This window comes from Rhizobium sp. BK176 (assembly GCF_024808055.1).
On the sequence record NZ_JANUBV010000006.1, the window covers coordinates 299,426 to 312,774 of the forward strand.

Here is a 13,349-nt window from a genome sequence, read left to right on the forward strand (position 1 = left end):
TGCAATGAAATGACGAACGTCATATAATTTGTCAAGAGCAAATCAGGAGAGGCCAAAAAATGCGCCCAACCAAGGAACAGGCAGACCAAAACCGCAAGCGGATCATCGACGCGGCCGGAAGGCTGTTTCGCGAAAAGGGAATCCATGCGGTCGGCGTCGATGAGGTTATGAAAAGCGCCGGACTTACGCATGGCGGCTTTTATGGTCATTTCAAATCGAAGGGCGACCTCGCGGCCGAAGCTTTGAGCTACGCCATGGATGAAAGCCTGAGATCGGAGGAGGATTTTCCCTCGGTCGCGGCGTTGGCCGAGACCTACCTCTCCAAAGCGCATCGAGACGAAGCCGAAAATGGCTGCACAGTGGCCTCCCTCGGCCCGGAACTTGCGCGTCTGCCAAGCGGAAAGCGTGGCGTGATCGCCAGTTATGTTAGGAAGCGCATAGATCAGATGGAGACATTGCAGGAAAAGACCGGCGACCAAGCCGATCGCGGCAAAGCGATTGCCGATCTTGCAAGTCTCGTAGGCGCCCTTGTCATGGCGCGCGCGGTCGATGACGAGGCTCTCTCTAACGAAATTCTCGCGGAAACCATCCGCATCGTCGGTAACGGCTGAGATCGTTATCCCCATCCCGATCGCTGACGTCTGTCCGAGCTTTTGCGCACCGCCGGGGATTGAATAGCCGACGGCGCGGTACAGTTATGACTTCACGGCAGGAGGTTCTCTGCTGCCGAGTTTCAGTTTTCGGAAGAGCATGACGACCCAACAGATACTCGCCTTCGGCGTCATCGGCCTGATGATGGCGGTCTTCATCTGGGACCGGTTTCGCTATGATCTGGTTGCATGTTGCGCTTTGGTGCTGGCCATCTGTGTCGGCATTGTGCCTTTCGACAAGGCATTTTCCGGCTTCAGCGACGATATTGTCATCATCGTCGGCAGTGCGCTCGTGGTCAGTGCCGGTGTGGCGCGTTCGGGCATCGTCGACAGCACGATCAAGCGCTTGTTCCCCAACCTGACCAAGCCACACGCGCAGCTCGCCTTGCTGCTCATCGTCGTTGCGGTTCTATCGGCCTTCATCAAGAATATCGGCGCGCTGGCGATCATGATCCCGGTCGCCTTCCAGTTTGCCCGAAAGAGCGGGAGGTCGCCGTCGCTCTACCTGATGCCGATGAGCTTTGCCGCGCTTCTCGGCGGGTTGATGACGCAGATCGGCACCTCACCGAACATCGTGGTCTCGCGACTTCGCGGCGAAATCACCGGAACACCCTTCACGATGTTTGACTTCACACCCGTCGGCGCGACGCTTGCTCTGGTCGGTATCGTCTTCTTGATCTTTTGCCACTGGCTCGTTCCCGAGCGACAGAACGAGAACCCATCGCTTGAGGAAGCGTTGGATTTGAAGAACTATTTCTCCGAAGCAACGGTGGTCGAAGGCTCCGGCTTCGAAGGCAAGAAGCTTAACGAAATCCTGCAGCTCGGAGATGGCGAAGTGGTCGCAACCGCGATCCTTCGCGGGCATTCGCGCCTCTCGCCATTCCCCGATATTCTCCTGAAGCCAGGCGACACGATCCTGCTGGAGGGGCGTCCTGAAGCCTTGGACCGCGTCGTTTCCAACGCCAAGCTCAAGCTTTCAGGCAAGCCGATCCCCGAGGCAAAGACGGAAGGTGACGTGACTTCGATCGAAGCAGTGGTCTCCTCCGAGTCCATGCTGATCGGCTGGTCCGCGCGCCAGCTCTCGCTCTGGAACCGCCGGCGCATCAACCTGCTTGCGGTCAGCCGACACGGCCACCGGCTGACGGAACGGCTGAGCGAAGTCACGCTGCGCGCCGGCGACGTTCTTGTGTTGCAGGGCAGCCGTCGAAACCTGCCGGCCTTCCTGCAGGAATTCTCCTGTCTTCCGTTGGCGCAGCGCGAGATCATGCTTGGGACGCCACGCAGGGCCTACGTGCCGCTGCTGATCCTCGGGATTGCCATGGCAGTGACGGCGGCCGGAATGGTTCCGGTTTCGGTCGCCTTCTTCTGCGCGGCGCTGGCGATGGTGGTTTTCCGGGCAGTCCCTCTCGCCGAGGTCTACAAGGCGGTGGACGGCCCGATCCTCATCATGCTTGCCGCCCTGATCCCCGTCTCCGACACATTGCGAACGACCGGCGGCAGTGATCTGATTGCCGGGTGGCTTGGCCATTTTGCGGCCCAGATGCCGCCCTTCGGCGCATTGGCGCTGATCGTCATTACCGCCATGGCGGTGACCCCGTTCCTCAACAACGCCGCAACTGTCCTGGTCATGGCGCCGATAGCGGCGAGCTTTGCCCACACCCTCGGCTATAGACCGGAAGCCTTCCTGATGGGGGTCGCCATCGGGGCCGGCTGCGATTTCCTGACGCCGATCGGCCACCAATGCAACACGCTGGTCTTCGGTCCCGGCGGCTATCGTTTCAGCGACTACCCCCGCCTCGGCCTGCCGCTGTCCTTCATCATCGTCCTCGTCAGCGTACCGGTTCTTCTGTACGTCTGGCCGGTTCGTTGACCCAACTGCCCATTTTCCTTGACGCGCGCGGTCGAATATGGCCTTAAGGCCAGCCAAATGGGCAATCGGCGGATGAACGGGGGCAGTGCCCTTTTCCGGCCGGTTTCCTGATCCAGTTATCTGCATTCTTTCCGGCCGAACGTCGCTTTCTCAGGAAAAGCCGTCCGGCATTCATTTGACGGGCACATAAAAATGACAGCTTCCGGCGTCCGCGTCCGCATTGCTCCCTCGCCGACCGGCGAGCCGCATGTTGGCACTGCTTACATCGCACTCTTCAACTATCTTTTCGCCAAGAAGAACGGCGGCGAGTTCATCCTGCGCATCGAAGACACCGATGCTACGCGCTCGACACCGGAATTCGAGACGAAAGTGTTGGACGCGCTGAAATGGTGCGGCCTTGAATGGAAGGAAGGTCCCGACATCGGCGGCCCCTACGGCCCCTACCGTCAGTCCGACCGCAAGGACATCTACACGCCCTACGGCCAGGAACTGCTCGACAAGGGCCATGCCTTCCGCTGTTTCTGCACGCCCGAGCGTCTTGAAAAGATGCGCGAAGAGCAGCGCGCCGCCGGCAAGGCGCCGAAGTATGACGGTCTTTGCCTGAAATACTCCGCCGAAGAGGTCAGCGCCAAGATGGCCGCTGGCGAGGGCTCGGTCATCCGCATGAAGATCCCGACCGAGGGCTCCTGCGACTTCACCGACGGCGTCTATGGCGATGTCAGCATTCCGTGGGATTCGGTCGACATGCAGGTCCTGATCAAGGGCGACGGCATGCCGACCTATCACATGGCGAATGTCATCGACGACCATCTGATGAAGATCACCCATGTCGCCCGCGGCGAAGAGTGGTTGGCTTCGGTACCGAAGCACATCCTGCTTTACCGCTATTTCGGTTGGGAACAGCCGGTGTTCATGCATCTTTCTCTGATGCGCAATGCCGACAAGTCGAAGCTCTCGAAGCGCAAGAACCCGACGTCGATCTCCTATTACTCCGCTCTCGGCTACATTCCGGAAGCGCTGATGAACTTCCTCGGCCTGTTCTTCGTGCAGATCGCCGAAGGCGAAGAACTGCTTGATATGGACGAGCTCTCCGAGAAGTTCGATCCTGAGAACCTTTCCAAGGCCGGCGCGATCTTCGACATCCAGAAGCTCGACTGGCTGAACGGTCGTTGGATCCGCGAGAAACTGTCGGAAGAAGAATTCCAGGCCCGCGTGCTCGACTGGGCGATGGAGAACGATCGTCTGAAGGCCGGCCTGCGCCTGTCGCAGTCGCGTATCTCCAAGCTTGGCGAACTGCCTGATCTCGCGGGCTTCCTGCTGAAGTCCGATCTCGGTGTCGACCCCTCGGCTTTCGCCAAGATCAAGTCGCCGCCGGAAGAGATCCTCGAGATCCTCAACACCGTGCAGCCGGATCTCGAAAAGATCCTGGAATGGAACGTCGAAACAATCGAAGCCGAACTGCGCGCGATTGCCGATCGCATGGGCAAGAAGCTGAAGGTCATCGTGGCCCCGCTCTTCGTTGCCGTATCAGGCTCGTCGCGCTCGCTGCCGCTGTTCGACTCCATGGCGATCCTCGGTCGCTCCGTCGTGCGCCAGAGGCTGAAACTGGCCTCTCAGGCAGTCGCCTCCCTCGTCGGCCCGAAGAACTGAACCGGACGTTTGCATCATGACCGAAAAGACTGAAACAGCGACCCTGTCCTCCGACGCAACAGAAGTCCGCGCCCAGAAGCTGAAGCTGCTGCGCGAACAGATCGGCGACGTCTATCCGGCGCATTTCCACCGGACGATCACGAATGCCGAACTGGCGGAGAAGTACAAGGATCTCGAAGCTGACGTTGAAACGCAGGATGTCGTGACCGTTGCCGGTCGCGTCTATTCCTCGCGCAATTCAGGCATGTTCATGGATATCCATGACGCCGGCGGCAAGATCCAGATCTTCAGCCACAAGGACGTGACGCCGGAAGAAGCCCGCAACATGCTCGGCATGATCGATATCGGCGACATCATTGGTGTAACAGGCACCGTGCGTCGCACCAAGCGCGGCGAGCTGTCGATCAACGCCCGCGAAATCACCATGCTGACCAAGTCGCTGCTCCCCATGCCGGAGAAGTGGCATGGCGTTTCCGACATCGAGATCCGCTATCGCAAGCGTCACCTCGACATCATGACCAACGAGGAATCGAAGCTCCGCTTCCAGCAGCGTTCGAAGATCGTTTCCGGCATCCGCCGCTTCATGGAAAACGACGGCTTCATGGAAGTCGAAACGCCAATGCTGCATTCGGTCTACGGCGGCGCCACGGCAGACCCATTCAAGACGCACCACAACACGCTGAAGCAGGATATGTATCTGCGCATCGCTCCGGAATTGTTCCTGAAGCGCACGCTGGTCTCCGGCCTCACCGACAAGGTGTTCGAGATCAACCGCAACTTCCGCAACGAAGGCGTCTCGACACGGCACAATCCTGAATTCACGATGATGGAGTGCTATTGGGCCTATGCCGACTACGAGGACATCATGGACCTCGTGGAGCGGATGTTCGAAAGCATCGCGCTGTCGATCCACGGCACGACGGACTTCCCCTTCGGCGACAAGACGATCTCCTTCAAGGGTCCGTTCAAGCGCGTGCCGATGCCCGATGCCGTCAAGGAAGTGACCGGTCTCGACTTCCTCGCCATGAAGACGGATGAGGAAGCCCGTTCAGCCGCCAAGGCTGCCGGCTTCGCGGTCGAGAAGGACTGGACCTGGGGCGAATGCCTTGCCTTCATCTTCGAAGAGAAGGTCGAAGCGACGCTCATCCAGCCGAGCCACGTCACCCATTTCCCGAAGGACATCTCGCCCTTCGCCAAGGAAGTACCGGGCGAGCCGCGCCTCGTCGAGCGCTTCGAGACCTATTGCAACGCCTGGGAACTCGGCAACGCCTTCTCGGAGCTCAACGATCCGGAAGAACAGCGCCGCCGCATGGTCGAGCAGCTGGAGCAGGCGCATGCCCGCGGCGAAAAGGAAAAGCAGCTGGACGACGAATTCCTCGATGCGATCGACCAGGGCATGCCGCCCGCAGGTGGCCTCGGCATCGGCGTTGACCGCCTGATCATGCTGCTCACCAACGCCCCGTCGATTCGCGACGTCATCCTCTTCCCGGCTCGCCGCAGCAAGGCTGACTGAGCCGGTTTATGCGGAATAGACAAAGGCGGCAGCCCCGGGCTTGCCGCCTTTTTGTTGAAGTCTGTTAGTGGCCGGCAGCAGGCGCGGCTTCCGCCGCGGCGGGTTCTTCGGCCGGCGCGGAACCATGCTCACCGCCTTCCGCCGGTTTCTCTTCCTTCGCCTCGCCGTTTTTTCCGCCCTTCTTGCCCTCGCCTTCCCCGCCCTTCGTGGCAGCAACGGCGATCGGATCGATACAGTCCGTATAGTCCCTGAAGGACGCATTCATCGCGGTGATCTCGTCCTCCGGCAGATCGACGCGCTCGCCGAAGAAGAGTCCATTCGCGGCAGCCTTTCCATCGTAGTAGCGCGCGGTATAGGTCTTGGCGTCCGCGCTTTCGAGCACGGAATCGGGATGCGGGATATAGACGACGTCGGCGCCGATCGCCCGACCGCGAATGTCCGAGCGCAACGTCGGTCCGTTAGTATCGAGAACCACGACCTGCACGAGATCGGGTTTCTGCGCATCGTAAATCGCTTTTGCCACGCGAAGCGCAGTCTTGACCCGCATCATGCCGTCGGTCGGTTCGGTCTTGATATACTTGCGGATCCAGACGCGGTTCTGCTTCTTGATGGTAACGAGATTGACGTCGGTGCAGGTCAGCCCATTGCTTGCTTCGACGGAGGGACCGAGGATATTGTCCTTGCCGATATAAACAGCGGCACCGCCGGAGACGCCCCCAAGGAGAGCGACGCCAGCGATGATAAACACCAATTTCCGGGAAGGCCGGAAGATGCGCAGTAAGGCCCTCACGCCAACTGCTCCGCCATTAACAAGCTCCAACGCAATACGAGTGGCTTCGACGCTAGAGAAATGACGTTTCCGAATACTTAAACGCGACCTCCAAGTTTGCGTCAGTATGGGATTAGTACCAAAAAAGGTCCAAGCTTTCCCGATGCTTGCCAACGTCCTCGCGGCCATGCTCTAACGGCGCATGGCCTTCACGCTTCGCCAGATCCAGTATTTCGTCGCCGTCGCCGAACAAGGCTCCGTAACGCGTGCCGCGCAGAACCTTTCGATCTCGCAATCCTCGGTTACGGAGGCGTTGAAGGAACTGGAAACCGACCTTGGGGTCGAGCTCTTCGAGCGCCATCCGCGCGGCCTGACGATCACTCACAACGGCCATCAGTTCCTGCGGCATGCGACCAAGATCCTCGCAAGCGTCTCTGATGCGCGCACCAGCTTCTCTGGCAAGCAGAACGAGCTTTCAGGCACGCTCAACATCGGCGTCACTTCGCTCGTTGCCGGCTACGTGCTCTCAGACCTGTTGGCCCGCTATCGCCGCGCCTGCCCGGGCGTCGAAGTCAGCGCCATCGAGGACAATGGCGGCTATCTCGAACATCTGCTGGTCGGCGGCGAGCTCGATGTGGCTGTCATGGTCATTTCCAACCTGCGTGACCGCATGGCCCTGCAGGCCGAAATCCTGGAAACGTCGCCTTATCGGTTGTGGCTGCCCATGGGCCATCCTCTCGTTTCCGCGGACATCATTTCCGTCGCCGACATTGCCCGCGAACCGCTGATTATGCTGACCGTCGACGAAATCGAGGAAAACACCGGCAAACTGCTGTCGGCGCTCGGTGCCCGTCCGCATGTTGCCTTCCGCACGCGCTCGGTGGAAGCAGTTCGCAGCCTGGTCGCGACGGGCGCCGGGGTGGCACTGTTGCCTGATCTCGTCTATCGCCCCTGGTCGCTCGAAGGCGATCGAATCGAGAGCCGCGACGTGTCCGGCTCGCTGCCAGTCGTGCAGGTCGGCATGGTCTGGCGCAAGGGGTCGAGCCTGCCGCAAGCGGCGCGCGATTTCGTCGGCATAGCCGAAGCGCTGCGGTCCGGTCGGCCGCGTTGACGATTGGTCGCGATATCGGAAATTCCGATATCGGCTTTCTGATAAATGAATTTGCGAAACCGGAGAATTCGGCGCACTTTTCTAACCGGGAACATAACGCCACGAAAAGTGGCAAAACCGGGAGACATCAGATGAAATATCTTCTGAAATCGTGCACGGCTGCCGTCGCGAGCCTGAGCTTCGTGACGCAGGTCGCGGCCGCCGAACCGCTGAAGGCACTGGGCAAGGGCGAAGGTGCGGTCAGCATCGTCGCTTGGGCGGGCTACATAGAACGCGGCGAAAGCGACAAGAGCTACGACTGGGTCACCAGCTTCGAGAAGGAAACCGGCTGCAAGGTCTCCGTCAAGACGGCCGCGACCTCGGACGAAATGGTCTCGCTGATGAACGAAGGCGGGTTCGACCTCGTCACCGCCTCCGGCGATGCATCGCTTCGGCTGATCGCCGGCAAGCGGGTCCAGCCGATCAACACCGATCTGATCCCGAGCTTCAAGAACGTCGACCCCCGCCTGCAGAAGGGCCCTTGGTACACCGTCAAGGACGTCCACTACGGCGTTCCCTATCTCTGGGGACCGAACGTGCTGATGTACAACACCGACGCCTTCAAGGGTAAGGCACCGACCAGCTGGAAGGTCGTGTTCGAGGAAGAAACGCTTCCGGACGGCAAATCCAACAAGGGGCGCATCCAGGCCTATGACGGCCCGATCTATATCGCCGATGCCGCCCTTTACCTGATGGCCCACAAGCCTGAACTCGGCATCAAAGATCCCTACGAGCTGAACGAAGATCAGTACAAGGCTGCGATCGAGCTGTTGCGCGGCCAGCGCAAGCTCGTTTCGCGCTACTGGCACGACGCGATGATCCAGATCGACGACTTCAAGAACGAAGGCGTCGTCGCCTCCGGCTCCTGGCCGTTCCAGGTCAACCTGATGCAGGCCGACAAGCAGAAGATCGCCTCGACTTTCCCGGAAGAAGGGGCGACCGGCTGGGCTGACACGACCATGCTGCACGTCGACAGCGAGCATCCGAACTGCGCCTACATGTGGATGGAGCATTCGCTGCAGGCCAAGGTCCAGGGCGACGCCGCTGCCTGGTTCGGCGCCGTGCCGTCGGTTCCCGCCGCCTGCAAGGGCAACGAACTGCTGACCGACGAAGGTTGCGCAACCAACGGCTACGACCACTTCGACAAGATCAAGTTCTGGAGAACGCCGACTGCGAAGTGCACGACGCAGAATGAGTGCGTACCCTATCACCGTTGGGTCTCTGACTACATCGGCGTAATCGGCGGACGATAACTTCATCCGCAACCTCGTCTTCTCCTCACTCGGGGAGAGACGCCCTGCGAGGGCAGACGAGGGGACAACCGAACAAAAGAGCGGACGTCAGCGCGGGGGCGCGATGACGGAACGCCGGGTTGCCCCCTCGTTAGAGCCTTTTGGGCCACCTTCTTCCCACTGCGAAGAAGTCAAAACAAACACGACATTCCGGAGCTTACCATGACCCCCGCCGTCCGTTTCCAAAAGGTCTCGCGCCATTTTGGCCAGGTCCGCGCCGTCGATGGCGTCGATCTCGAAATTGCGCCGGGCGAATTCTTCGCCATGCTTGGCCCATCCGGTTCCGGCAAAACCACTTGCCTGCGCCTGATCGCCGGCTTCGAACAGCCGACGGGCGGCCACATCGAAATCTTTGGCGAAACGGCCGAGGGCATTCCGCCCTATCGCCGCAACGTCAACACCGTCTTCCAGGACTACGCGCTGTTCCCGCACCTCAATATCCTCGACAATGTCGCCTACGGCCTGATGGTCAAGGGCGTCGGTAAGGCCGAACGCACCAAAGCCGCCGAACAGGCGCTGGAGCTGGTGAAGCTTCCCGGCTATGGCGCACGCAAGCCCGGTCAACTGTCCGGTGGCCAGCGGCAACGCGTTGCGCTCGCCCGCGCTCTTGTCAACAAGCCGAAGGTGCTCCTCCTCGACGAACCGCTAGGCGCGCTCGACCTGAAGCTGCGCGAGCAGATGCAGGAGGAGCTGAAGAGCCTGCAGCGTGCGCTCGGCATCACCTTCATCTTCGTCACCCACGATCAGGGTGAGGCGCTGTCGATGGCCGACCGCGTCGCCGTCTTTAACAATGGAGGCATCGTCCAGGAGGGCACGCCGCACGATATCTATCGCCGCCCGAAAACTCGTTTCGTCGCCGATTTTGTCGGCTCCTCCAATGTCATTGCGCCCGACCTGATGACCGCGCTCGGCGGCGAAAAACGCTGGGCGAGCCTCCGTCCCGAAGCGATCCATGTCGCGGACGAAGGTGTCGAGGCGCGCGTCGAAAATGCAAGCTTCCTGGGGGCCGCAACCCGTCTGACGGTCGCCGCCAAAGGCACGCGCCTGCACGTGATGCTGCCCGCCGGCGCCAACGTGCCTGATGTCGGCGCGAACGTCCGCCTCGCCTGGCAGCGGGTCGACGTGCACTACATGGATAACGCAGCATGACCGCCATTGCACTGACGAAGCCGGCCGAACTGCGCGAAACCTCGATCCTACCCGGTCGCGGCGGTTTCTTCGGCGGGCTGTCCGACGCCTTCTGGCGGCACCCGAAGCTGCTGCTTTTCTTGATGCTCACGCCGCCCCTGCTGTGGCTCGGCATCATCTATATCGGCTCGCTGATTGCGCTGCTCCTGCAGAGCTTCTTCTCGATCGACGATTTCTCCGGCCTGGTGAACTATGAGTTCACGCTGGCGACTTACGCGCAGCTCCTCAGCCCGACGAATTTCGACATCATCATCCGCACGATCATCATGGCGGCGCTGGTGACGCTGGCCTCAGCCGTCGTCGCCTTTCCGATCGCCTATTATGCAGCCCGCTATGCGCAGGGCAAATGGAAGGCGCTGTTCTATCTCGGTGTGATGCTGCCGCTCTGGTCCAGCTATCTCGTGAAGATCTACGCCTGGAAACTCATCCTCGCGAAGGAAGGCATCCTGACCTGGATCTTCGACAAGCTGTATCTGTCCTGGCTGCTCGACGGCGTCCTCAACCTTCCTGTGGTCGGCGGCAATTCGCTGTCGGTCAGCTATCTCGGCACATTTCTCGTCTTCGTCTATGTCTGGCTGCCCTACATGATCCTGCCGACACAGGCTGCACTCGAACGCGTGCCCGGCAACCTCATCGAGGCCTCGTCCGATCTCGGCGCCACCCCGAGCCAGACCTTCCGCACGGTGCTGTTCCCGCTGGCGTTGCCCGGCATCGTCGCCGGCTCGATCTTCACCTTCTCGCTGACACTAGGCGACTACATCATTCCGCAGATCATCGGCTCGTCGCGTCTCTTCATCGGCCAGGCGGTCTATGCGCAACAAGGCACGGCTGGCAACGTCCCGCTCGCCGCCGCCTTCTCCGTCGTCCCAATCGTCATCATGGCCATCTATCTCTGGCTAGCCAAGAAACAGGGGGCCTTCGATGCGCTCTGACCGCTCACAGCGTTCGCCGCTGCTCCTGAAGATCGCCGCCGGCGGCGGCCTGCTCTTCCTGCACCTGCCGATCCTCCTGATCTTCGTCTACGCCTTCACGACAGAAGAGAAGAGCTATCAATGGCCGCCACCGGGCCTGACGACGCAGTGGTTCGGGATCGCCTGGAACCGCCCGGATGTCTGGGCAGCGCTCGGACTGTCGGTGCAGGTCGCGGTGATCGCCACATCGATCGCGCTGGTGCTCGGCACGCTTTGCGCCGCCGCTGTCAGCCAGACGAAGTTCTTTGGCCGTGAAGCGATCTCGCTGCTGGTCATCCTGCCGATCGCGCTCCCCGGTATCATCACCGGCATTGCGCTGCGCTCCGCCTTCAGCCTGTTCGACATCCCGTTCTCGGTCTGGACGATCGTGCTTGGCCACGCGACCTTCTGCGTCGTCGTCGTCTACAACAACGCCGTCGCCCGCTTCCGCCGCACCTCGGGATCCCTGATCGAAGCGTCGATGGATCTTGGTGCCGATGGCTTCCAGACCTTCCGGCACGTCATCCTTCCGAACATTGGCACGGCGCTTCTGGCCGGCGGTATGCTCGCCTTCGCGCTGTCCTTCGACGAGGTCATCGTCACCACCTTCACCGGCGGCCAGCAATCGACGCTGCCGATCTGGATGCTCGAGGAACTCATCCGCCCGCGCCAGCGCCCTGTTACCAACGTGGTCGCGATGGTCGTCGTGCTCGTCACCTTCCTGCCGATCCTGGCAGCCTACTACCTCACTCGCGACGGCGACCAGGTCGCCGGAGCCGGCAAATAAACAGGAAGCGGGATAACCCCCATCCCGCCCCTCAAAGACAAGGGAGAACAAAATGGACACCGCGATGCTGATTGGGTCCCGCTTCGAAGCGGGTACGGAAACGGAAGAGCACATCCTGAACCCGAAGACGGGTGAAACAGTGCTTGACCTGCCGGAAGCCTCGCTTGGCCAGATCGACGCCGCCGTGGACGCGGCGGAAGCCGCGTTCAAGCAATGGTCGCAGACGACGCCGGGCGAACGCTCCAACTACCTCCTAAAGATCGCCGATGCGATCGAGAAGGACGCCGCAGGCTTCGCAGCCCTCGAAGCACTGAACTGTGGCAAGCCGATCAATGCCGTGCTCAATGACGAAATCCCCGCGATCGTCGATTGTTATCGCTTCTTCGCCGGCGCGGTGCGCAACCTGCACGGCCCGGTCGCCGGCGAGTACCTGCCCGGCCACACCTCGATGATCCGCCGCGATGCCGTCGGCATCGTCGGGTCGATCGCGCCCTGGAACTACCCGCTGATGATGATGGCCTGGAAGCTGGCGCCGGCGATCGCCGGTGGCAACACCGTCGTCTTCAAGCCTTCGGAGCAGACGCCGCTGACGGCGCTGAAGATGGCGAAGCTGCTCTCCGAAATCCTGCCGGAGGGCGTCGTCAACGTCATCCTCGGCCGCGGCGAAAGCGTCGGCAACGCGCTGATCAACCACCCGAAGATCTCGATGGTCTCGATCACGGGCGACGTCGCAACCGGTAAGAAGGTGCTTCAGGCAGCCGCCAAAACCGTGAAGCGCACCCACCTGGAACTCGGCGGCAAGGCCCCAGTCATCGTCTTCGCCGACGCCGATATCGATGCCGTGGTCGCAGGCATCCGCACCTTCGGCTACTACAATGCCGGCCAGGATTGCACCGCCGCCTGCCGCATCTATGCCGACGCGAAGGTCTACGACAAGTTCGTCGCCGACCTCTCCTCGGCCGTCTCCTCGATCAAGTTCAACCAGGCTGATGACACTGAAAACGAGATCGGCCCGCTGATCTCCAAACGCCAGCGTGACCGCGTCGAAAGTTTCGTTGCCCGTGCATCCGAGCACAAGCACATGGAAATCACCACCGGCGGCAAGACCTCCGGCGACAAGGGTTTCTTCTACACGCCGACCGTTATCGCCGGCGCCACGCAGGACGATGAAATTGTTCGCCGCGAGGTCTTCGGCCCCGTCGTCTCGGTTACCCGCTTCACCGAAGTCGAGGATGCCGTCACCTGGGCCAACGACAGCGACTACGGCCTCGCTTCGTCGGTCTGGACCAAGGACATCAGCCGCGGCATGAAGATGGCAGCCCGCCTGCAATATGGCTGCACCTGGATCAACACTCACTTCATGCTCACCAACGAGATGCCGCATGGCGGCTTAAAGCAGTCCGGCTATGGCAAGGACATGTCGGTCTACGCGTTGGAAGACTACACGGCCGTCCGCCACGTCATGATCAACCACGGTTGATCCGCGCGGCTGGGCAGACGGTCCGGCCGCAATTCAAAAACAGAACAATG

The 13,349-nt window shown here is 61.0% G+C and carries 11 protein-coding genes; 10 read left to right on the forward strand and 1 reads right to left on the reverse strand.

Annotation, left to right across the window (positions count from 1 at the left end):
* Positions 1-59: 59 nt before the first annotated feature.
* From FHT76_RS20525 to lysS, 4 genes are all read left to right on the forward strand, one after another.
* The gene (locus tag FHT76_RS20525) at positions 60-611 is read left to right on the forward strand and encodes a TetR/AcrR family transcriptional regulator (RefSeq protein ID WP_183862431.1); all 552 of its coding nucleotides are present in this window, start codon (positions 60-62) and stop codon (positions 609-611) included.
* 139 nt (positions 612-750) lie between these two features.
* Entirely contained in the window at positions 751-2,520 is a 1,770-nt protein-coding gene (locus tag FHT76_RS20530; protein WP_183862433.1) for an SLC13 family permease, read from the forward strand.
* A gap of 192 nt (positions 2,521-2,712) precedes the next feature.
* A complete protein-coding gene (gltX, locus tag FHT76_RS20535) occupies positions 2,713-4,170 on the forward strand; it encodes a glutamate--tRNA ligase (RefSeq protein ID WP_183862435.1) in 1,458 nt (485 codons plus the stop codon).
* A gap of 16 nt (positions 4,171-4,186) precedes the next feature.
* Positions 4,187-5,683, forward strand: coding sequence for a lysine--tRNA ligase (gene lysS, locus FHT76_RS20540; RefSeq protein WP_259128608.1), 1,497 nt, complete (start codon positions 4,187-4,189; stop codon positions 5,681-5,683).
* Between the two features lie 64 nt (positions 5,684-5,747).
* Here the strand turns inward: lysS and FHT76_RS20545 are convergent, their stop codons facing one another.
* Positions 5,748-6,473, reverse strand: a complete 726-nt coding sequence (locus FHT76_RS20545) for a hypothetical protein (RefSeq protein WP_183862439.1) — start codon at positions 6,471-6,473, stop codon at positions 5,748-5,750.
* Positions 6,474-6,654: 181 nt separating this feature from the next.
* On the opposite strand from FHT76_RS20545, the gene FHT76_RS20550 reads away from it, so the two are divergent.
* The 6 genes from FHT76_RS20550 (at position 6,655) to FHT76_RS20575 (ending at position 13,299) form a co-directional block, all read left to right on the forward strand.
* Positions 6,655-7,563: a LysR family transcriptional regulator gene (locus FHT76_RS20550; protein WP_114714357.1), complete on the forward strand. Its 909-nt coding sequence runs from the start codon at positions 6,655-6,657 to the stop codon at positions 7,561-7,563.
* Positions 7,564-7,694: 131 nt separating this feature from the next.
* The gene (locus FHT76_RS20555) at positions 7,695-8,855 is read left to right on the forward strand and encodes an ABC transporter substrate-binding protein (RefSeq protein ID WP_183862441.1); all 1,161 of its coding nucleotides are present in this window, start codon (positions 7,695-7,697) and stop codon (positions 8,853-8,855) included.
* Positions 8,856-9,056: 201 nt separating this feature from the next.
* Positions 9,057-10,043 (forward strand): ABC transporter ATP-binding protein, encoded by a 987-nt coding sequence (locus FHT76_RS20560; protein WP_183862443.1) that lies wholly within the window; start codon positions 9,057-9,059, stop codon positions 10,041-10,043.
* Positions 10,040-11,014 (forward strand): ABC transporter permease, encoded by a 975-nt coding sequence (locus FHT76_RS20565; protein ID WP_183862444.1) that lies wholly within the window; start codon positions 10,040-10,042, stop codon positions 11,012-11,014. The genes FHT76_RS20560 and FHT76_RS20565 overlap by 4 nt, the downstream gene beginning before the upstream one ends.
* Positions 11,004-11,819, forward strand: coding sequence for an ABC transporter permease (locus FHT76_RS20570; protein ID WP_183862446.1), 816 nt, complete (start codon positions 11,004-11,006; stop codon positions 11,817-11,819). Before FHT76_RS20565 ends, FHT76_RS20570 begins: the two co-directional genes overlap by 11 nt.
* Before the next feature lie 52 nt (positions 11,820-11,871).
* Complete coding sequence (locus FHT76_RS20575; RefSeq protein ID WP_183862448.1) at positions 11,872-13,299, forward strand: gamma-aminobutyraldehyde dehydrogenase; 1,428 nt, start codon at positions 11,872-11,874, stop codon at positions 13,297-13,299.
* Positions 13,300-13,349 lie beyond the last annotated feature (50 nt).

Coding starts and splice junctions, on each gene's coding strand:
- FHT76_RS20570 (WP_183862446.1), top strand. CDS start 11,004: ATGCGCTCTGACCGCTCACAGCGTTCGCCGCTGCTCCTGAAGATCGCC.
- lysS (WP_259128608.1), top strand. CDS start 4,187: ATGACCGAAAAGACTGAAACAGCGACCCTGTCCTCCGACGCAACAGAA.
- FHT76_RS20525 (WP_183862431.1), top strand. CDS start 60: ATGCGCCCAACCAAGGAACAGGCAGACCAAAACCGCAAGCGGATCATC.
- FHT76_RS20550 (WP_114714357.1), top strand. CDS start 6,655: ATGGCCTTCACGCTTCGCCAGATCCAGTATTTCGTCGCCGTCGCCGAA.
- FHT76_RS20560 (WP_183862443.1), top strand. CDS start 9,057: ATGACCCCCGCCGTCCGTTTCCAAAAGGTCTCGCGCCATTTTGGCCAG.
- FHT76_RS20565 (WP_183862444.1), top strand. CDS start 10,040: ATGACCGCCATTGCACTGACGAAGCCGGCCGAACTGCGCGAAACCTCG.
- FHT76_RS20530 (WP_183862433.1), top strand. CDS start 751: ATGACGACCCAACAGATACTCGCCTTCGGCGTCATCGGCCTGATGATG.
- FHT76_RS20555 (WP_183862441.1), top strand. CDS start 7,695: ATGAAATATCTTCTGAAATCGTGCACGGCTGCCGTCGCGAGCCTGAGC.
- gltX (WP_183862435.1), top strand. CDS start 2,713: ATGACAGCTTCCGGCGTCCGCGTCCGCATTGCTCCCTCGCCGACCGGC.
- FHT76_RS20575 (WP_183862448.1), top strand. CDS start 11,872: ATGGACACCGCGATGCTGATTGGGTCCCGCTTCGAAGCGGGTACGGAA.